Here is a 19676-nt window from a genome sequence, read left to right on the forward strand (position 1 = left end):
GGTGCGGGGTGAGGCGGTGCGGGCGGCGGGGCCGGGGCGTGCCGGTCACCGCGGTCGATCGTATCGTTTTGATCGGCCGCGACCAGCGCTTTCTTCGGGGTCGGCGGCGCGCGTCGCAGCAGTGGGTCGCGGCGCCCATGGCCCCGGCGGTGCCCGCGTGTCACACCGGCGCGGGCACCGTCCGGTCCTCGTCCCACGGCACCGACCAGCCGAGCGCGTCGAGCACCCGGTCGAGCACGAACGCCGTGAAGCCCCACACCAGCACGCCCGCCACGTCGAACGCCGGACCCCGGTACTCGCGGTCACCGTGCCGCAGCGTCGCCGTGACCCTCCGCGCGGGATCGACCAGGTCCGCCACCGGCACGCGGAACACGTCGACGGTCTCCGCGGGGTCCGCCGCGGCGACCGCGGACGGGCGGTCCCACCAGGCGAGCACCGGTGTGACCAGGTTGCGGCTCGCGGTCACCGGCAGCGGCGGCAGCGTGCCGAGCACCCGGACCCCGCCCGGGTCCAGCCCCGTCTCCTCCTGCGCCTCCCGCAGCGCGGCCGCCTCCGGACCCGCGTCCCCCGGGTCGATCCCGCCCCCGGGGAACGAGACCTGACCCGGGTGGTGCGTCAGCGTGGGGGAGCGGCGGGTCAGCAGCACGTCCAGGTCCGCCGCCAGCGCCGGGTGGTCCGTCCGCGCCACGACGTGGTCGAGCACGCCGAACAGGACCAGCACGGCCGAGGCGCGCACGGGGCGGGCCTGGGCCGGGGTGCCCGCGTTGCTCGCGTTGCCCGGGGTGAAGGCGCGCTCCGGGTCGGGCGCCCACACCGGACGCGCCGCGCACAGGGCGCGGAGGTCGGCCAGCGCGGCGGTCGGTGCGAGGTCAGCCACGACGACTCACGCGCGCTCGCGGACCGACCGCGCGAACGCGGCCAGCCCGAGATCGGCGCCCGGGCGCAGCGCGCTCAGGTGCTGGCGGGAACCCAGCCGGATCGCGTCCACCTCGGCGGGCTCCAGGCCCGCGGTCATCATCGGGGTGGTCAGCCACACGTCCAGCACCGACGCGTCGACCTCCAGGTGGAACTGGAGGCCCACGGCACTGCCCGCGCGGAACGCCTGCACCGGCGTGGTCTCGCTGCGGGCCAGCAGCGTGGCGTCCTCCGGCAGGTCCACCGCGTCGGAGTGCCAGTGCAGCACCATCGGCTCGGGCCCCGCGCCCGCGAGCAGCGGGTCGTGCGCGACCACCTCCACCGGGGCGAAGCCGATCTCCGTGCCGTGGCGGCGGTGCAGGCGCGCGCCGAGCGCCAGCGCGAGCAGCTGCATGCCCAGGCACACGCCCAGCGTCGGGAGGTCCGCGTCGACCGCCTCGGCCAGCAGTCGGCGCTCAGCGGCCAGCCCGGGGTGCCCGGCGTCGTCGTCCGCGTCCTGCGGCCCGCCCATCACCACCAGCCCGGCCAGGTCGCCGATCGCCGGCAGCCGGGGCGCGGGGTCGTCCAGGACCGTGCGCGTCGTGATCGCCAGACCGTCCAGCGCGCGGGCGATCAGGCCCGGCCCCTCGTGCGCGACGTGCGTGAGGACGAGGACGGGACGCGGCTGGCTCACGGGGTGACGATAGCCGCCGGGCGCGGGTGACCCGCTCGTCGGGCGGGTGCTGAGGCGTCCCCAGGTGCGGGGTGTGTGCGTGGTCCCCAGGGTGCGGGGTCGTTGTCGGTCTCGTGGCGGTTGCGGCTCCTAGCGTCGGCGTATGCCCGATGACCTGCCGGAACGCGCTCCTGTGTCGACTGCTGTCGATGCGGCTGTGAGCGCCTCGGGAGCGTGGACGGCGGCCGAGCGCGCCTTCGTCGCCCGGCTGTCCGGTGCGGTGACGGGTTCGCCGTTGGTCGCGCTGCTGGAGGCGTTGGAGTCCGAGGGCCTGGACGGGCTGGGTGCGTTCGAGCGGGTGGAGGTCGTGGCGGCAGCGGCCCGGGTGGAGGCGTGGGCGCACGCGGTCAAGGCGCGGGCGGCGGCGGCGTTGGACCGGCACGAGTCGATGCGGGCGCCGGTGGGTCGGATCCCGGCGGGTCAGGCGTTCGTGTCGCGGAACATCACGGCGGCGACGTTGGCGATGCGGTTGCAGTGCTCGCCGCGGGAGGCGGACACGCTGGTGCGTGAGGGTGTGTCCTACGGCGGCGTGCTGGCCGGGACGGGGGCGGCGCTGGGTGCGGGGGTGATCGACGTGCCGCGGGCGCGGGCGCTCGTGACGCGGTTGTGGGACCAGATGCCGCAGGTCGCGGCGCACGTGCAGGACCAGGTGCTGCCGCGCGCGGGTGGCCGGACCACGTTCCAGGTCCGCGCCGACGTGGAGCGGGCGCTGATCGAGGTGGACCCTGAGGGTGCGGCCGAGCGGCGGCACGCGGCGGTGCAGGGCCGTGCGGTGGGTCGCCCGCAGGTGCGCCCGGACGGGATGGCCGGGTTGTGGGTGCTGCTGCCGGCGGTGCGAGCGGTGCAGGTCGACACGGTGCTGGACGCCGCGGCGCGCACCGCCCGCTCGGCGGGCGACCCGCGGACGCTGGAGCAGCTGCGCGCGGACGGGTTGTGCGACCTGGTCCTCGGCGGGCCCGGCGGGGCGTCGTCGGCTGAGGCAGCGCCCGACGACGTCACGAGCTCGGCACGCGGGCGTGCGCCGCGCGCGCACGTGCTGGTCACGGTGCCGCTGTCCACCCTGATCGGGGTCGAGGACCAGCCGGCGGAGCTGGCCGGGTACGGGCCGATCGACGCGGTGCAGGCCCGGGCACTGGCCTGGGGCGGGACCTGGCAGCGGCTGGTCACCGACCCGCTGTCCGGCACCGTCCTGGACGTCGGGCGCACCCGGTACCGACCACCCGCCGCCCTGGACGAGCACGTGCGCTACCGCGACCGGACCTGCACCGCACCGGGCTGCACCGTGCCCGCCGAGCTCGCCGACCTCGACCACACCGTCGAGTACCACCCCCGCGACAACGACCCCGACGGCGACCCCGCCCGGCCGCTCGGTGCGACCAGCGCCGACAACCTCGGCCCCGCGTGCCGGCACCACCACCGCCTCAAGACCGAGACCGCGTTCACCCTCGCCCAGGTCGAACCCGGCCTGTTCGCCTGGACCGACCCCACCGGCCACACCTACCTCGTACGGCCCGGCACCGACGACCCCGTCCACCACCTCACCCCGACCACAGACACCGACGGACCACCCCCCTACTGAGGGACGGCCCGTCGTGTGTCACGCCGGCGGTGGCTCAGGAGCCTCCGCTGATCACCAGCCGTCGGGCAGCGGGCGTCCCTCGTCGTACCCGGCGGCGGACTGGATCCCCACGACCGCTCGCTCCGTGAACTCCTCGAGCGACGTGGCGCCGACGTACGTGCACGACGACCGGACACCGGCGGTGATTCGATCGAGCAGGTCCTCGACGCCGGGGCGCTGCGGGTCCAGGTACATGCGCGAGGAGGAGATGCCCTCCTCGTACAGGCCCTTGCGGGCACGGTCGAACGCCGAGCCGCCGCGGGTGCGGGCGGCGACGGCGCGCGCCGAGGCCATGCCGAAGCTCTCCTTGTACAGCCGGCCGTCGCCGTCGGCGTGCAGGTCCCCCGGGGACTCGTGCGTGCCCGCGAACCAGGACCCGACCATCACCTGCGACGCGCCGGCGGCGAGCGCGAGCGCGACGTCGCGCGGGTGCCGCACGCCACCGTCCGCCCACACGTGCTTCCCGAGCCGGCGCGCCTCGGTGGCGCACTCGAGCACGGCGGAGAACTGCGGCCGGCCGACGGCGGTCATCATCCGCGTGGTGCACATGGCGCCGGGGCCGACGCCGACCTTGATGATGTCCGCGCCGGCGTTGATCAGGTCGCGCGTGCCCTCGGCTGTGACGACGTTGCCTGCCACGACGGGGATCTGCGGATCGAGCGACCGCACCGCCTCTAAGGCGTCGAGCATCTTGCGCTGGTGCCCGTGCGCCGTGTCGACGACGAGCACGTCCACCCCGGCCTCGAGCAGCGCAGCGGCCTTGCCCTTGACGTCGCCGTTCACCCCGACGGCCGCGGCGACGCGGAGCCGCCCCTGCGCGTCGAGGGCCGGCATGTAGATGGAGGAGCGGAGCGCGCCGACCTGCGTGAGCACACCGACGAGCTCACCGTCCCGGACGACGGGGGAGAACTTCCGGCGGGATGCGTGCAGCCGCTCGAACGCCGCCTCGAGCCCGCGCACGCCGCCGGACTCGACGACGGACAGCTCGACGGTGGTGGGGTCGGCGCTCATCACCTCGGAGATCTGGGTGAACCGGTCGACGCCCTCGCAGTCGGCGGGGGTCACGACGCCGACGGGCCGGTTGCCCTCGACGACGACGGCGGCGCCGTGGGACCGCTTGCCGATGAGGGTGAGCGCCGTGTGCACGGTGTCCCGGGGGGTGACGACGACGGCGCTCTCCACGACGGTGTGCTTGGCCTTGACGGAGGCCACGACGTCGGCGACGACCTCGGTGGGGACGTCCTGCGGGAGGACGGCCAGGCCACCGCGGCGGGCGACGGTCTCGGCCATGCGGCGCCCGGCGACGGCGGTCATGTTGGCGACCACCACGGGGATGGTCGTGCCCGTGCCGTCGGCGGCTGCCAGGTCGACGTCGAAGCGGGAGGCGACCTCCGACTGCGACGGGACGAGGAAGACGTCGCCGTAGGTGAGGTCGGAGGAGGGCGAGTGCCCGGTGAGGAAGCGCATGTGTGTGTCCCCTTTCCTCCCGAGCCTACCCGGCACCCTCGGTGGGGTCGTGGGACCACGGCTTTCCTGCACCACTCCTTCACCATGCTCGCGAGCGTGGTGACCCGGCCCTTCGCGCCCCGGGTACGCCGCGCCGTATCGTGGGTGGCCTCGTCCGCGGGCCGCGCGGACGACGGTGACGGGCGGTGGGATCGATGGGGCTGCTGCAGCGGATTGGCTCGCCGGCGGACGTGCGCGCGCTGTCGGCGCCCCAGGTCCGGGCGCTCGCCGCGGAGATCCGGACGTTCCTCGTCGACCAGGTCTCCCGCACGGGCGGTCACCTGGGTCCGAACCTCGGCGTCGTGGAGCTCACGCTCGCGCTGCACCGCGTGTTCGACTCCCCCCGGGACACGCTGGTGTTCGACACCGGGCACCAGGCGTACGTGCACAAGCTGCTGACGGGTCGCCGCGACTTCAGCCGCCTGCGCCGCCGCGACGGCCTGTCCGGGTACCCCAGCCGCAGCGAGTCGCCGCACGACGTGGTGGAGAACTCGCACGCCTCGACGGCCCTCAGCTGGGCGGACGGCATCGCGCACGCCAACGCGCTGAGCGGCCGCACCGACCGCCACGTGGTCGCGGTGATCGGGGACGGTGCGCTGACGGGCGGCATGTCGTGGGAGGCGCTGAACAACATCGCCGACGGCACCCAGCGCAACCTCGTCGTGGTGGTCAACGACAACGGCCGGTCGTACGCGCCGACGATCGGCGGGCTCGCGCTGCACCTCGACGCCCTGCGCACGACGCGCGGCTACGAGACCGTCCTGTCGTGGGGGAAGCGGACCCTGCAGCGCTCGGGCCCGCCGGGCAGGTTCGCCTATGACGCGCTGCACGGCCTGAAGAAGGGCATCAAGGACGTCGTCGCGCCGCAGGGCATGTTCGAGGACCTCGGCCTGAAGTACATCGGACCGGTGGACGGCCACGACATCGCGGACGTGGAGTTCGCCCTGCAGCGCGCGCGGGCGTTCGGCGGGCCGGTCATCGTGCACGTCATCACCGAGAAGGGCCGCGGGTACAGCCCCGCCGAGCAGGACGTCGCCGACCGCTTCCACGCCGTCGGGCAGATCCACCCGGAGACGGGCCTGCCGGTCGCGCCGTCCCGGTTCGGCTGGACCGGGGTGTTCGCGGACGAGATCGTGCGGATCGGGCGTCGCCGCCCGGACGTGGTCGCGCTGACCGCGGCGATGCTCGCGCCGGTGGGGCTGGCGCCGTTCGCCGAGGAGTTCCCGGACCGGACGTTCGACGTCGGCATCGCGGAGCAGCACGCCGTCACGACGGCCGCGGGCATGGCGTTCGCGGGTCTGCACCCGGTGGTGGCGGTGTACGCGACCTTCCTGAACCGCGCCTTCGACCAGGTGCTCATGGACGTGGCCCTGCACCACGCCGGGGTGACGTTCGTGCTGGACCGCGCCGGGCTCACCGGGGACGACGGCGCCAGCCACAACGGGATGTGGGACCTCGCCGTCCTGGGCGTCGTCCCGGGCCTGCGCCTCGCGGCGCCCCGCGACGAGGACACGCTGCGCTCGGCCCTGCGGACGGCGGTGGACGTCGACGACGCGCCGACGGTGGTGCGGTACCCGAAGGGCGCGCTGACCGAGCCGCTGCCGGCCGTGGACGAGGTGGACGGCGTCGACGTCCTCGCGCGCCACGGCGCCGGTCCCGGCGCGCGGTCCGTGCTCGTCTGCGGCGTCGGCGCGATGGCGCGCACCGCGCTGGCCCTCGGGGAGCTGCTCGCCGCGCACGGGCTGCGCGTCACCGTGGTCGACCCCCGGTGGGTGCTGCCGGTCCCCGCGGCGCTGGTGAAGCTGGCGGGGGAGCACGACCACGTCGTCACGCTGGAGGACGGCGTGCGTGAGGGCGGGATCGGCTCCGCGGTGGCCCTGCGGGCCCGGGACGCGGGGATCGGCACGCCGGTGCAGGCGTTCGGTGTCCCGCGCCGCTTCCTCGCGCACGCCTCGCGCGACGAGCTGCTGACTGCGCTGCGCCTGACGGCCCCGGACGTGGCCCGGGACGTGCTCGCGGCCCTCGGCGCCGACGCCTGAGGGCGCACGTCCCCGCTGCCACGAGCACCGACGTGAGGGGCGTCACGCACGTCTTCCCGCCGGTCAGCGCGTCCCCGGGCCGTAGGTCCCAAGACATCCCATGACCTCGTGAATAGCGTCACTAGTACGACGCACTCAGCGAGGGAGACCCCCAGATGTCCACCACCGCAGTACCTCAGACCGGCACCGACGCCACCGTGGGTGCCTGGGACGGATTCGTCACCGGACCCTGGTGTGACGGGATCGACGTCCGCGACTTCATCCAGCGCAACTACACGCCCTACACCGGCGAGGCCGACTTCCTGGCCGGCCCGACGGAGCGCACCACGGGTGTCTGGGCGAAGCTCAGCGAGATGTTCCCCGCCGAGCGCGCCAAGGGCGTCTACGACATCGACAACCACATCCCGTCGACGATCGTCTCCCACCCCGCCGGCTACATCGACCAGGGCCAGGAGCTCATCGTCGGCCTGCAGACCGACGCCCCGTTGAAGCGCGCCATGATCCCCAACGGGGGCTGGCGCATGGTCGAGAAGAGCCTCGAGACCTACGGCTACGAGGTCGACCCCGACGTCGCGAAGATCTTCAGCACCTACCGCAAGACGCACAACGACGGCGTCTTCGACGTGTACCCGCCGAACGTCCGCGCCGCCCGCTCCTCGCACCTGATCACCGGCCTGCCGGACGCGTACGGCCGCGGCCGCATCATCGGCGACTACCGCCGCGTGGCCCTGTACGGGGTGGACGCCCTGATCGAGGCGAAGCGCCTGGAGCGCCACGAGCTCGACATGGAGGCCTCCGTCGAGGACGTCATCCGCGACCGCGAGGAGAACGCGGAGCAGATCCGCGCGCTCAACGAGCTCAAGCAGATGGCCACCTCCTACGGCTACGACATCTCCAAGCCCGCGACCACCGCCCGCGAGGCGATCCAGTGGCTGTACTTCGCCTACCTGGGCGCGGTGAAGGAGCAGAACGGCGCGGCGATGTCGCTGGGCCGCACCTCGACGTTCCTCGACGTGTACCTGCAGCGCGACCTCACGTCGGGCGCGATCACCGAGGAGTTCGCGCAGGAGCTGATCGACGACTTCGTCATCAAGCTGCGCATCGTCCGGTTCCTGCGCACCCCCGAGTACGACGCGCTGTTCTCCGGCGACCCGACCTGGGTCACCGAGTCCATCGCGGGCATCGGTGAGGACGGCCGGCCGCTGGTCACCAAGTCCTCGTTCCGGTTCCTGCAGACGCTCTACAACATCGGCCCGGCCCCGGAGCCGAACCTGACGGTGCTGTGGAGCAACCGCCTGCCGGAGGGCTTCAAGAAGTTCTGCGCCCAGGTCTCGATCGACACCTCGGCCATCCAGTACGAGTCGGACGACCTCATCCGCACCTCGTGGGGCGACGACGCCGCCATCGCGTGCTGCGTGTCCCCGATGCGGGTCGGCAAGCAGATGCAGTTCTTCGGCGCCCGCGTGAACATCGCCAAGGCGCTGCTGTACGCGATCAACGGCGGCCGCGACGAGATCACCGGCAAGCAGGTCGCGCCGGTGAGCGCCCCCGTCGAGGGCGACGTCCTGGACTACGAGGACGTGGCGGCGAAGTACGACAAGCTGCTCGACTGGCTGGCCGAGACCTACGTCGACGCGCTGAACTGCGTGCACTACATGCACGACAAGTACGCGTACGAGCGGCTCGAGATGGCGCTGCACGACCGCACCATCCTGCGCACGATGGCCTGCGGCATCGCCGGCCTGTCGGTCGTGGCGGACTCTTTGTCGGCCATCAAGTACGCCACGGTCCGCCCGGTGCGGGACGAGGACGGCCTGGTGACGGACTACGTCATCGAGGGCGACTTCCCGGCCTACGGCAACGACGACGACCGCGCGGACGACATCGCCGTGGAGATCGTCAAGTCGTTCATGGCGAAGATCCGCCAGCACAAGACGTACCGCGACGCGCTGCACACCCAGTCGGTGCTGACCATCACCTCGAACGTCGTCTACGGCAAGGCCACCGGCAACACGCCCGACGGCCGCCGCGCCGGCGAGCCGTTCGCCCCGGGTGCCAACCCGATGAACGGCCGCGACTCGCACGGGATGCTCGCCTCGGCGATGTCCGTGGCGAAGCTGCCGTACTCCGAGGCGATGGACGGCATCTCGCTCACCTCGACGGTCGTGCCCTCGGGCCTCGGCCGCACCAAGGAGGAGCAGGTGACGAACCTGGTGGGCCTCATGGACGCGTACAACGTGTCCTCCGGGTACCACCTGAACGTCAACGTGCTGAACCGGGACACCCTCGAGGACGCCATGGAGCACCCCGAGAAGTACCCGCAGCTCACCATCCGGGTCTCCGGCTACGCGGTGAACTTCGTCCGGCTGACGCGCGAGCAGCAGCTCGACGTGCTGTCCCGGACGTTCCACGGCGGGCTCTGACCCCGGCGCGGGTGCCCGCCGGGGGAGCAGCCCCGGCGGGCACCCGCCACCCAGCACCCAGCACCACCCCAGCACCACCCCAGCACCACCCCGCAGCACCCGGGAGGAGCCCGAGATGACCGGCACGCAGACCGTCGCCACGCAGACCGTCCCCGCGGAGGTCGGCGCCCCGGTCATCGAGCTCGGCCTGCCCGTGGTCGGCGGCTCCCACCACCGGTCGTCGGCCGGCACGGCGGGCCTGGAGACGAGCGACGCCGAGCGGAGCGAGAAGTTCGCGCAGATGCGCGCCGGCGAGCTCGGGTCGCTGCACTCATGGGAGCTCGTCACGGCGGTCGACGGCCCCGGGACGCGCCTCACGACGTTCCTGTCGGGCTGCCCGCTGCGCTGCCTGTACTGCCACAACCCCGACACGATGGAGATGCGCCGCGGCGAGCCGGTGCTCGCCGAGGAGCTGCTCAAGCGCGTCGCCCGGTACCGCGGCGTGTTCGGCGTGACCGGCGGCGGCCTGACGATCTCCGGCGGCGAGCCCCTGATGCAGCCGGCGTTCGTCGCGCGGATCCTGCGGGGCGCCAAGGAGCTCGGCGTCCACACGGCGATCGACACCTCGGGCTACCTCGGGGCGCACTGCACGGACGAGATGCTCGCCGACATCGACCTGGTGCTGCTGGACGTGAAGTCCGGCATCCCCGAGACGTACAAGCGGGCCACCGGGCGGGAGCTGCAGCCGACGCTCGACTTCGGCCGGCGCGCCGCCGCGAGCGGCACGGAGATCTGGGTCCGGTTCGTGCTGGTCCCGGGCCTGACGGACGCCCCGGAGAACGTCGACGCGGTCGCCGACTACGTGGCGACGCTCGGCACGGTCAGCCGCGTGGAGGTGCTGCCGTTCCACCAGATGGGCCGGGACAAGTGGGCGAGCCTCGGGATGACCTACGAGCTCGAGGACACCCAGCCGCCGTCGCCGGAGCTGGTCGCCCGGGTCCGGCAGCAGTTCCGGGACCGCGGCCTCACGGTGTTCTGAGGGCGTCCGCGACGCCCGGGGCGAGCAGCCGCCGCCCGAGCACCCGCTCCGACCACCCCGCCCGGTCCAGGTACGGGCAGATCCCGCCGAGGTGCGCGGGCCACCCGGCGCCGAGCAGCATCGCCAGGTCCACCTGCTCGGCGGACGGCACGACGCCCTCGTCGAGCAGCAGCCCGATCTCCTCGGCCAGTCCGGTCGCGACCCGCGCGAGCACCGCGTCGCCGTCGCCGGTCCCCGGCGTCCCGAACGCGTCCTGGATCGCCGGGTCCACCTCCGGGAGCCCCGCGGGACCCTGCCGGGAGACCGTGCGCCCCTGCTCGACCAGCCGGTCCAAACCGGGGGACAGCGGGTAGCGCGCGCCGAGCTCCTCGTGCAGCGTCACGAGCACGTGCCGGGCCACGGGCAGGCCGACGAGCTGCAGGAGGGCGAACGGGCTCATCGGCAGCCCCAGCGGGCGCAGCGCGGTGTCCGCGACCTCGACGGGCGTGCCCTCCTCCACCGCGCCGAGCACGTCGGCGAGCATCCGCAGCAGCACCCGGTTGACGACGAACCCCGGGCGGTCGGTGGTCCGCACCACCGTCTTCCCGGCGCGGCGCGCGACGTCCACGGCGGTGGCGAGCGCGGTGGCGTCGGAGGAGGGGGTGGCCACGACCTCGACGAGCGGCATCTGCGCGACGGGGTTGAAGAAGTGCAGCCCCACGACCCGCTCGGGGTGCGCGAGCCCGTCGGCCATGGCCGTGATGGACAGGGCGGAGGTGTTGGTCGCGAGGACGCAGCCCGGCCGCACGAGACCCTCGAGCTCGGCGAACACGGCGCGCTTGACCTCGAGCACCTCGGTGACGGCCTCGATCACGAGGTCCGCGTCCGCGAGGGCCGCGAGGTCGGTGCCGACCTGCACGTTCTCGACCAGCCGGCGTGCGGCGTCCGGCGTGAGCCGGCCCCGGGCGGCGGCCTGCTCGGCGAGCGTCCGCACGCGGTCGCGGCCGGCGGCGGCGCGCTCCTCGTCGACCTCCCGCATGGTGACGGGCACGTCGAGCCGCGTGCCGAGCAGCACCGCGAGCTGCGCGGCCATCAGCCCGGCGCCGACGATCCCCACGCGGCGGACCTCCGCGGGTGCCGCGTCGGCGTCGGTGCGGGCCGCCCGGCGGGCGCCCCGGCCGGTGAGCTCCGCGGCGTACAGGGCGGCGCGCGCCTCGTCGGACATGAGCAGCGCGGACAGGGCGTCGTCCTCGGCGCGGAAGCCGGCGTCCCGGCCCCGGTCCCCGGCCGCGGCGAGCAGGTCCAGCACGCGGGCGTAGGCGGGGGCAGCGCCGTGCAGCCGGGCGTCGAGGACGGCGGCGGCGCGGGCGACGGGGTCGGGCTCCCCGGCCGGCACGGGCAGCACCGCGGCGGAGCGACGGTCGGGCGACCCGGCGCGCACGGTGCCGGCCGTCCAGGCGAGGGCCTCCTGCGCGAAGCCCTCGGCGGGCAGCACGGCGTCGACGAGGCCGAGCTCGAGGGCCTGCTCGGACGTCGTGAGCCGGTTGTTCGCCAGGGGCCGCAGCACGGCGAGGTCGACGGCGGCGGGCAGGCCGACCAGGCGGGGGAGCAGCCAGCAGCCGCCCCAGCCGGGCACGATGCCGAGCGACGCCTCCGGCAGGCCGATCGAGCGGACGCCCGCGGCGGCGACACGGTGGTCGCAGTGCAGTGCGAGCTCCAGGCCGCCGCCGAGCGCGTGCCCGGTCAGCCACGCGAACGTCGGCACGGGCAGCTCGCCGAGCAGCCGGAGCGTCGCGTGCCCCTGCTCGGCCAGGGCCCGGGTGTCGGCCAGGTCCCGCAGGGAGCGCGCGACCGTGAGGTCGGCCCCGGCGACGAAGCACCCGGGCCGGCCGGTGACGGCGACGGCGGCGACCTCGCCGGCCTCGGCGCGGCCACGCACCGCGACGAGCGCGTCGTGCAGGACGGCCAGGCCGCGGGGGCCGAGCGTGGTCGGGCGGCGCTCGTCGGTCGCGGTCAGCGTGAGGAGCGCCAGCACCCCGCCGTCGTCGGGCAGCGGCACGTCCTCGACGACGACCCGGAGTACGTGCGGGTCCGGCTCCCCTGGCAGGGCGCCGGGCCGGACGGCGTCGGCCGGTCGGGCCGGGTCGCGCGGGTCGCGCGGGGACGAGGACGGGGACGGCTCGGTGGTGCCGGCGTGGCGCATGCGCTCTCCTGGGACTGCTCTGTCCGACGGAACACCCGCGACCCTAACCGACGCCGCGCGGTCGCGCGGGGGGTCTGCGCCGGGGATCAGCGCGGCCGCGCCGCAGGTCAGCCCCCGACCGCACCGGGGCTCAGCCCGCGACGGCGCCCTGCGCGGCGAACGCGTCCGCCAGCCGCCCGGCGAGCAGCCCCACCTGCCACGGCCGCGCACCGCCGGCGCTCAGCCGCTGCGCGATGTGCTCGGCGTCCGGCGGTGTCGGCGGGCTCCAGCACACCCGGCGCAGCAGGTCGGGCTGCAGCAGGTTCTCCGCGGGGACGGTGTGCGTCTCGGAGAGCTCGGTGACGACGGCGCGCGCCGCGGTGAGGCGGGCGGCGGCGGCGGGGTCGCGGTCGGGCCAGGCGCGGGGCGGCGGCGGTGCGTCGCTCCGCGGGCCGCGGGGGTTCGGCAGCTGGTCGTCCGCGAGGGCGAGCCCGGTGTCGATCGCCCGCTGCCACAGCGCCGCGCGCCGGCGGGTGCCCTTGCCGGAGAACTGCGGGAGCGCCACGAGCTGCGGGACGGAGCGGGGCAGGGCCTGCGCGGCGGCGACGATGGCGGCGTCCGGCAGCACCCGGCCCGGGGAGATGTCCCGCTGCCGCGCGTTCTCGTCCCGGGTCTCCCACAGCGACCGCACGACCGCCAGCCGGCGGGGGTCGCGGATCGCGTGCACGCCGGACACCCGGCGCCACGCCTCGACGCGCGGGGCGGGCGGCGGGGCGAGGCGGACGGCCTCGAACTCCTCGGCGGCCCACTGCGCCTTGCCGGCCAGCGCGAGCCGCTCGGCCAGCACCTCGCGCAGCTCCACCAGCACCTCGACGTCCAGCGCGGCGTACCGCAGCCACTGCTCGGGCAGGGGGCGGGTGGACCAGTCGACGGCGGAGTGCTCCTTCGCGAGCCCGAGGCCGAGGAGCTCGGCGACCACGGCGGCCAGGCCGACGCGCTCGAGGCCCAGCAGGCGCGCGCCGAGCTCGGTGTCGAAGACCCGGCTGGGCCGCATGCCCTGCTCGGCGAGCGCCGGCAGGTCCTGGGACGCGGCGTGCAGGACCCACTCGACGCCGACGAGCGCCTCGGACAGCGGGGACAGGTCGGGCAGGGCCACAGGGTCGATCAGCGCGGTCCCGGCGCCCTCGCGGCGCACCTGGACCAGGTAGTTGTGCTGGCCGTAGCGGTAGCCGGACGCGCGCTCCGCGTCCACGGCGACGGGGCCGGTCCCCGCGCCGAACGCCGCCACGACGCGCGCGAACGCCTCGGGGGTGTCGACGACGGCGGGGACGCCCTCGGCGGGTTCGGTCAGGGGGACGACGACGGGCGCGTCGGCGGCGGGCTCGGCCGCTGCTGCTGCGACGGACGCGTCGTCGAGGTCGGCGCCGCCCGGGGCGCCGGAGGGCTCGGCCGGGGTACCGGCCGGGTGCGGGACGGACTGCATGGGACAACCGTAGGGCGTCCGCGCGCGCGTGCCGTGGTGCCGCGCAGGGCGGGCGGGATCGCGGGGCGCGGCGCACGGGAGCAGGTCGTAGGTTCCTCGCATGGGGCGGGGCCGCGCGCGGCAGGGACGCATGGACGACGTCGAGCTCGTCGAGGCCCCGGCGCGCGGCGCCGATCCCGGGCCGGCACGCACCGCCCGGCGCGCCCGGGTGCTCCGGGTCCTGCGGCGCTGGTGGCCCGTACCCGTCGCGGTGGTGCTGGCCGCCGTGGTGTGGCAGGCGGCGTCCGGTGCGCAGGAGCGCGCGGTGGCGGAGCGGCTGCGGGAGACTCCCGGCGTGATCGGGACGACCGTCGCCCCGCCGCTCACCACGCGGGACTGGGGCGACCCGGCCTCCACGGGCGTGGTGACGTCGGCACCGCTCGGCGGCGGGCTGGTGGTCGCGGCCGAGGAGGGCCCGGACGGCGCCGCCCGCACCGTGGTCGGGATCGACGCCGCCACCGGGCGGGAGCGCTGGCGGGTGGCCGCCGGTGGCGAGGAGAACCCGCGGGGGCGCGAGCCGGTCGGCGCGACGTGCGGGGACGCCGCCGGGCCGCTGGTGTGGTGCAGCTTCACGTCGGTGCGCACGTTCGGGGAGGCGTCGTTCGAGCCGGTCGCCACCCTGGTGCTCGTCGACGTCACCGCCCGCGCGGAGGTGCCGGCACCGGACCTCCCGCGGGCGTCCTCCGTCGTCGTCCTGGACGACGTCGCGGTCACGGTGTCCCGCGTGGGTGACGCGGCAGTGGTGGACGCCACGGACCTGACGACCGGCGCGTCACGCTGGCACGTCGAGCTGGCGGACCCGGCGGGCCGGCTGGTCGGCCACGCGCCGGACCCGTCGGTCGTGGTCGCGGGCCACCGGGTGCACGTGACCGGCGGCACCGGGACCTGGGCCCTCGACGCGGTGGACGGCCGGCTCGTCGCCGCCGCACAGGACCTGCGCCTGCTGCGCGGCGAGCAGCTCGTCGCGGTCGACGGCGGCGCGGTCACCCGGCTGCTCGGCCCCGACGGCCGGGGGACCGCCCGCGCGGACGGCGCGCCCGTCCCGGTCGAGCCGGACGACGGCTCGGCCCCCGGCGTGCTGCTCCTGGCCCGGGTCGACGCCGGCGCGGGCGGCCGGCTGCGCGCGGTGGCGGCCGCGAGCGGCGAGGTGCTGTGGGAGCGGCCCGCGCAGGTGGACGGGCTGGGCCCGCTCGTGCTGCTCGACGGCCTGCTCTACGGCACCGACCGCGAGGGGCTGTGGGCGGTCGACGCGACCACCGGGCGTGCGGTCTGGTCGACCGCCGCCGGGACCCGGGCCGGCCCCGCGCTCATGACCGACGGGGTGCACCTGCTCCGCACCGAGCACGACCCGGGGCGTGCGGGGGCCACCGTGCTGGCCGCCTACGGCCTGCGGGACGGCGACCGGCGGTGGGCGGAGCCGCTCCCGGAGGGGCTCACGGACGTGCGGGCCGTCGGCGGCGTGCTGCTCGGGTTCGGGACGGGGCGGCCCGTGCTCGTGGAGTAGCCGCGGAGCAGTCGTGGGCCAGCCGTGCGGCGTGCCGGGCTCAGGCGAGCAGGCCGGTCCGGATGGAGATCGCGACGAGCGCCGCGCGGTCGCCGGTGCCGAGCTTGCGCGAGATCCGCGCGAGGTGGCTCTTCACGGTGAGCGCCGACAGGCCGAGCTCCTCGCCGATGGCGCGGTTGCTGAAGCCGTCGGCGACGAGCCGCAGGACGCTGATCTCGCGGGTGGTGAGGTCGGGGCGGGACCGCGCGAACGGCGACGGGACCGCGCCGGGGGCGGAGCCAGCCGGGCCGACGACGGCGTTGGGCTCGGTGGCGACCGCGCCGCGCAGCCCGCCGGTCAGCAGGCCGACGAGGTCGCGGCGACCGGCGCGGCGGGCGAGCAGGATCACGCGGCCGGAGCCCCGGCGCCGCAGGTTGCGGACCAGGATCTGGCCGTCGCCCTCGGCGAGCTCGGTGACGACGACGCACATCTGGCCGAGGCCGCGGCGGCGGGGGTCAGGGGCCGATCCAGGGGTGGAACCGGGGGCGGTCGCCGGGGCGCCGGGGCGGCGCACCTGGGGCGCGAGGGTGGCCGCGCGGGCACCGGGCGCGGAACCCGGCGCGAGGCCGGGACCTCGTCGAATCGGCTCGATGCTCACTGCTGTGCCCCCTTGACGGTCCACTTCCTTGCTCCCCCTATCGGTCCTGCGCACTCGTGTCTTGAGCGGAACGGGTGACATCGTGACCCGCTCGTGACCCCGGTGTCACGGGTTCGGCCACCTGCGGCGTCACCCGGGTCAGTGCCGGGGTCCGAGCGCGACCACGCCCTCGGGCAGCGGCGGCAGCCCGGCGACGGTGCACAGCAGGACCCCCCAGGCCTCCAGGTGCGGGGCCAGGTCCTCGTCACGCGCCGTCCAGGAGGCACGCAGCTCCAGCTCGCACAGCTCCGGGCGCTCGTCGAGCGCGCCGAACGACTGGGACAGCACGCGCGTCACGGTGCCGCCCGCCGCGCGGGCGTCGACCCCCGAACCGGCGAGGGCGTCGGTGAACCAGGTCCACGCGACCTCCGCCAGGAGCGGGTCCTGGCCGACCTCGGGCTCCAGGGTCGCGCGCACCAGCGTGACCAGGCGGAACGCCCCGTCCCAGGCCTCTTGGCCGGCGGGGTCGTGCAGCACGACGAACCGGCCGGACGCGAGCTCCTCGGCGTCGGGGTCCCGGCGGCTCGCGCGGACGTCCGCGACCAGCGCCGCGGTGTACGGCGCGATGCGCGCGGGGCCCGGCGCCTCCTCCAGGGAGACCTCCGGGCGCAGCGTGACGCCCCGCAGCGACCGCAGCGCGCGCAGGAACTCCGGTGGCGCGTCTCGGGGGCCGGTGCTCACAGCAGCCGAGCGTAGGGGGCCGCTGCCCGGGCGGCGGTCGCGGCACGCCGGACGTCCCTGGCCAGCACTAGGGTGAAGGTGCCTTGGCACCGCCTTCGAAGGAGCACCCGCGCATGTCCGCACCTGCCGCACAGATCGGCGTGACCGGCCTGGCCGTCATGGGCCGCAACCTGGCCCGCAACCTCGCCCGGCACGGCTACACGGTCGCGGTGCACAACCGCTCGAACAGCCGCACGGAGTCGCTGGTCGCCGAGCACGGGGACGAGGGCACCTTCGTGCCGTCGGCGTCCACCGAGGACTTCGTCGCGTCGCTGGAGCGGCCGCGCAAGATCATCGTGATGGTCAAGGCCGGCGCGGCGACCGACGCCGTGATCGAGGAGCTGGTGCCGCTGCTGGACGAGGGCGACATCGTGATCGACGCGGGCAACGCGCACTTCCCCGACACCCGCCGCCGCGAGGCCGCGCTGAAGGCCAAGGGCCTGCACTTCGTCGGGTCCGGCGTGTCCGGTGGCGAGGAGGGCGCGCTGAACGGCCCGTCGATCATGCCGGGCGGCTCGCGCGAGTCGTACGAGGTGCTGGGCCCGATCCTCGAGGACATCTCGGCGAAGGTCGACGGGGTGCCGTGCTGCACCTACGTCGGCCCCGACGGCGCCGGGCACTTCGTCAAGATGGTGCACAACGGCATCGAGTACGCCGACATGCAGCTGATCGCCGAGGCGTACGACCTGCTCAAGCAGGGGCTGGGCGCGTCGGCCGCCGAGATCGCGGACATCTTCCGGACGTGGAACGAGGGCGATCTGGAGTCGTTCCTCATCGAGATCACCGCCGAGGTGCTGTCCCAGGTCGACGCGGAGACCGGGCAGGCGTTCGTCGACGTCGTGCTGGACCAGGCGGAGCAGAAGGGCACCGGCCGCTGGACGGTGCAGAACGCCCTCGACCTCGGCGTGCCGATCACCGGCATCGCGGAAGCGACCTTCGCCCGCGCGCTCTCCGGCTCCGTGCCGCAGCGCACCGCCGCCCGCGGCACCCTGCCCGCGCACGTCGCGCCGCTGGACGTGCCCGACCGGGAGGCATTCATCGAGGACGTGCGACTGGCGCTCTACGCCTCCAAGGTGGTCGCGTACTCGCAGGGGTTCGACCAGATCGCGGCGGCCTCCGCCGAGAACGGCTGGGACATCGACCGGGGCGCGATGGCCCGGATCTGGCGGGGCGGCTGCATCATCCGCGCGCGGTTCCTCAACCGGATCACCGAGGCCTACGAGCGCGACGCGGACCTGCCGCTGCTGCTGGCCGACGAGTACTTCACCGGCGCGGTCGGCAACGGCGTGCCGGCGTGGCGCCGGGTCGTCGCGCACGCCGCGCTGGCCGGCGTCCCGACGCCCGCGTTCGCGTCGTCCCTGGCGTACTACGACGCGGTCCGCGCCGAGCGGCTGCCCGCCGCGCTGATCCAGGCGCAGCGCGACTTCTTCGGCGCGCACACCTACCGGCGCACCGACCGCGAGGGCACGTTCCACACCGAGTGGTCCGGCGACCGCGCCGAGCACGAGGCGTGAGCGCGCCGGACACCACGCCGGCGGCGACGGGCGTCGACGGGCTGCAGCCCGTGATGCTCGGCGCCGACATCGGCGTGTACGCCCTGGCCCGCGCGTTCCACGAGCAGTACGGCGTCCGGTCGATCGTCGTGAGCGGGGCGGCCCTCGGGCCCGTCGCGCACTCGCGGATCCTCGACAACGTGCTGGTCGAGGACGGGCACGACCCGCGGCAGCTCGTCGACGCCCTGCTGCGGGTCGCCCGCGAGCAGGCCGGCAGGCGCCTGGTGCTGCTGGCGAACTCGGACTGGCTGGTCCGCGTCGTCGTGCAGCACCGCGCCGAGCTCGAGCCGCACTACGTGGTGCCGTTCCTCTCGGAGGACCTGCTGGACCGGCTGTCGGACAAGGCGACCTTCTCGGAGATCGCGACCGACCTGGGCCTGGCGGTGCCGCGGACGATCGTGCAGGACTTCGCGCTGGCCGACGACCCCGCGTGGGCGCCGGTCCCGGTGGACGTCGGCTACCCGCTGATCGCCAAGGCGGCCAGCAGCGCCGACTACCAGGACGTGACGTTCCCGGGGAAGAAGAAGGTCTTCGAGATCTCCACGCCCGACGAGCTCGACGCGCTGTGGGCGTCGCTGCGCGGCGCGGGGTTCCGGGGCCGGTTCGTCGTGCAGGAGATGATCCCGGGCGACGACACCCAGATGCGGTCGATCACCGCGTACGTCGACGGGCGCGGGTCGATCACCCTGCTGTGCTCGGCGCACGTCCTGCTCGAGGAGCACACGCCGTCCGGGCTGGGGAACCCCGCCGCGATGGTCGTGACGCGTGAGGACGCGATGCTGGAGCAGGCGGCGACGTTCCTGCGGGGCGTCGGCTACGTGGGCTTCGCGAACTTCGACGTGAAGGTCGACCCGCGCGACGGCGCCTTCCGGTTCTTCGAGGTGAACCCGCGCATCGGGCGGAACAACTACTACGTGACGGCCGCCGGGGCGAACCCCACGCGGTTCCTGGTCGAGGACCGGGTGCTGGACCGCGCCGTCGAGCCGGTGGTGGTCGACACCGAGGTGCTGTACTCGATCCTCCCGCACCGGCTGCTGCTGAAGTACGTGCTGGACCCGGCGCTGGCCGGGAAGGTTCGCGGGCTGATCCGTGCCGGGCGGGTCGCGCACCCGCTGCGGTACGCGCGGGACGCCGGACCCCGCCGGCGCTGGTACGCCTTCGCGGCCGCGCTGAACCAGGTGCGCAAGTTCCGCCGGTACTACCCGGAGGTCACGAGCACGGGGTTCTGAGCACCGGTTCTGAGCACCGGTTCTGAGCACCGGTTCTGAGCCCCGGCAGCACGCACGACGGCCGGCCTTCCCGTGGGGGA

General features: G+C 75.1%; 14 protein-coding genes. 7 read left to right on the forward strand and 7 right to left on the reverse strand.

The features are described from left to right. Positions 1-160 precede the first annotated feature (160 nt). Both KJP73_RS04340 and KJP73_RS04345 read right to left on the reverse strand, forming a co-directional pair. Positions 161-877: an NUDIX hydrolase gene (locus KJP73_RS04340; RefSeq protein WP_213281572.1), complete on the reverse strand. Its 717-nt coding sequence runs from the start codon at positions 875-877 to the stop codon at positions 161-163. A gap of 6 nt (positions 878-883) precedes the next feature. Beyond that, positions 884-1588 (reverse strand): type 1 glutamine amidotransferase, encoded by a 705-nt coding sequence (locus KJP73_RS04345; protein WP_213281573.1) that lies wholly within the window; start codon positions 1586-1588, stop codon positions 884-886. Between the two features lie 196 nt (positions 1589-1784). Between KJP73_RS04345 and KJP73_RS04350 the strand changes: the two genes are divergently transcribed. Continuing rightward, entirely contained in the window at positions 1785-3206 is a 1422-nt protein-coding gene (locus KJP73_RS04350) for an HNH endonuclease signature motif containing protein (RefSeq protein WP_213281574.1), read from the forward strand. Between the two features lie 51 nt (positions 3207-3257). Here KJP73_RS04350 and KJP73_RS04355 read toward each other — a convergent pair whose 3' ends face one another. Further along, positions 3258-4712, reverse strand: a complete 1455-nt coding sequence (locus tag KJP73_RS04355; protein WP_213281575.1) for a GuaB1 family IMP dehydrogenase-related protein — start codon at positions 4710-4712, stop codon at positions 3258-3260. 194 nt (positions 4713-4906) lie between these two features. On the opposite strand from KJP73_RS04355, the gene dxs reads away from it, so the two are divergent. From dxs to pflA, 3 genes are all read left to right on the forward strand, one after another. Further along, positions 4907-6790, forward strand: coding sequence for a 1-deoxy-D-xylulose-5-phosphate synthase (dxs, locus tag KJP73_RS04360; RefSeq protein WP_213281576.1), 1884 nt, complete (start codon positions 4907-4909; stop codon positions 6788-6790). 155 nt (positions 6791-6945) lie between these two features. Next, complete coding sequence (gene pflB, locus KJP73_RS04365; protein ID WP_213281577.1) at positions 6946-9213, forward strand: formate C-acetyltransferase; 2268 nt, start codon at positions 6946-6948, stop codon at positions 9211-9213. 115 nt (positions 9214-9328) lie between these two features. Then, on the forward strand, positions 9329-10231 hold the full coding sequence (pflA, locus tag KJP73_RS04370; RefSeq protein ID WP_213281578.1) for a pyruvate formate-lyase-activating protein: 903 nt from the start codon (positions 9329-9331) through the stop codon (positions 10229-10231). On the opposite strand, the gene KJP73_RS04375 is transcribed toward pflA, so the two are convergent. Both KJP73_RS04375 and KJP73_RS04380 read right to left on the reverse strand, forming a co-directional pair. Then, positions 10218-12413, reverse strand: a complete 2196-nt coding sequence (locus KJP73_RS04375) for a 3-hydroxyacyl-CoA dehydrogenase NAD-binding domain-containing protein (protein WP_213281579.1) — start codon at positions 12411-12413, stop codon at positions 10218-10220. The two genes, pflA and KJP73_RS04375, sit on opposite strands and share 14 nt — an antisense overlap. 130 nt (positions 12414-12543) lie before the next feature. Further along, the gene (locus KJP73_RS04380; protein WP_213281580.1) at positions 12544-13875 is read right to left on the reverse strand and encodes an HRDC domain-containing protein; all 1332 of its coding nucleotides are present in this window, start codon (positions 13873-13875) and stop codon (positions 12544-12546) included. Positions 13876-14005: 130 nt separating this feature from the next. Between KJP73_RS04380 and KJP73_RS04385 the strand changes: the two genes are divergently transcribed. Then, complete coding sequence (locus tag KJP73_RS04385) at positions 14006-15418, forward strand: PQQ-binding-like beta-propeller repeat protein (RefSeq protein ID WP_213281581.1); 1413 nt, start codon at positions 14006-14008, stop codon at positions 15416-15418. 40 nt (positions 15419-15458) lie between these two features. Here the strand turns inward: KJP73_RS04385 and KJP73_RS19690 are convergent, their stop codons facing one another. Both KJP73_RS19690 and KJP73_RS04395 read right to left on the reverse strand, forming a co-directional pair. Further along, positions 15459-15887: a response regulator transcription factor gene (locus tag KJP73_RS19690; RefSeq protein WP_213281582.1), complete on the reverse strand. Its 429-nt coding sequence runs from the start codon at positions 15885-15887 to the stop codon at positions 15459-15461. Positions 15888-16193: 306 nt separating this feature from the next. Continuing rightward, complete coding sequence (locus tag KJP73_RS04395; RefSeq protein ID WP_213281583.1) at positions 16194-16775, reverse strand: DUF3000 domain-containing protein; 582 nt, start codon at positions 16773-16775, stop codon at positions 16194-16196. 113 nt (positions 16776-16888) lie between these two features. Here KJP73_RS04395 and gndA point away from each other — a divergent pair, with 113 nt between their 5' ends. Continuing rightward, the gene (gene gndA / locus KJP73_RS04400; RefSeq protein ID WP_213281584.1) at positions 16889-18328 is read left to right on the forward strand and encodes an NADP-dependent phosphogluconate dehydrogenase; all 1440 of its coding nucleotides are present in this window, start codon (positions 16889-16891) and stop codon (positions 18326-18328) included. Then, the gene (locus KJP73_RS04405) at positions 18325-19596 is read left to right on the forward strand and encodes a hypothetical protein (RefSeq protein WP_349628282.1); all 1272 of its coding nucleotides are present in this window, start codon (positions 18325-18327) and stop codon (positions 19594-19596) included. The genes gndA and KJP73_RS04405 overlap by 4 nt, the downstream gene beginning before the upstream one ends. Positions 19597-19676: the final 80 nt, after the last annotated feature.

Source organism: Cellulomonas hominis (assembly GCF_901521055.1).
Lineage (GTDB): Bacteria > Actinomycetota > Actinomycetes > Actinomycetales > Cellulomonadaceae > Cellulomonas > Cellulomonas endometrii.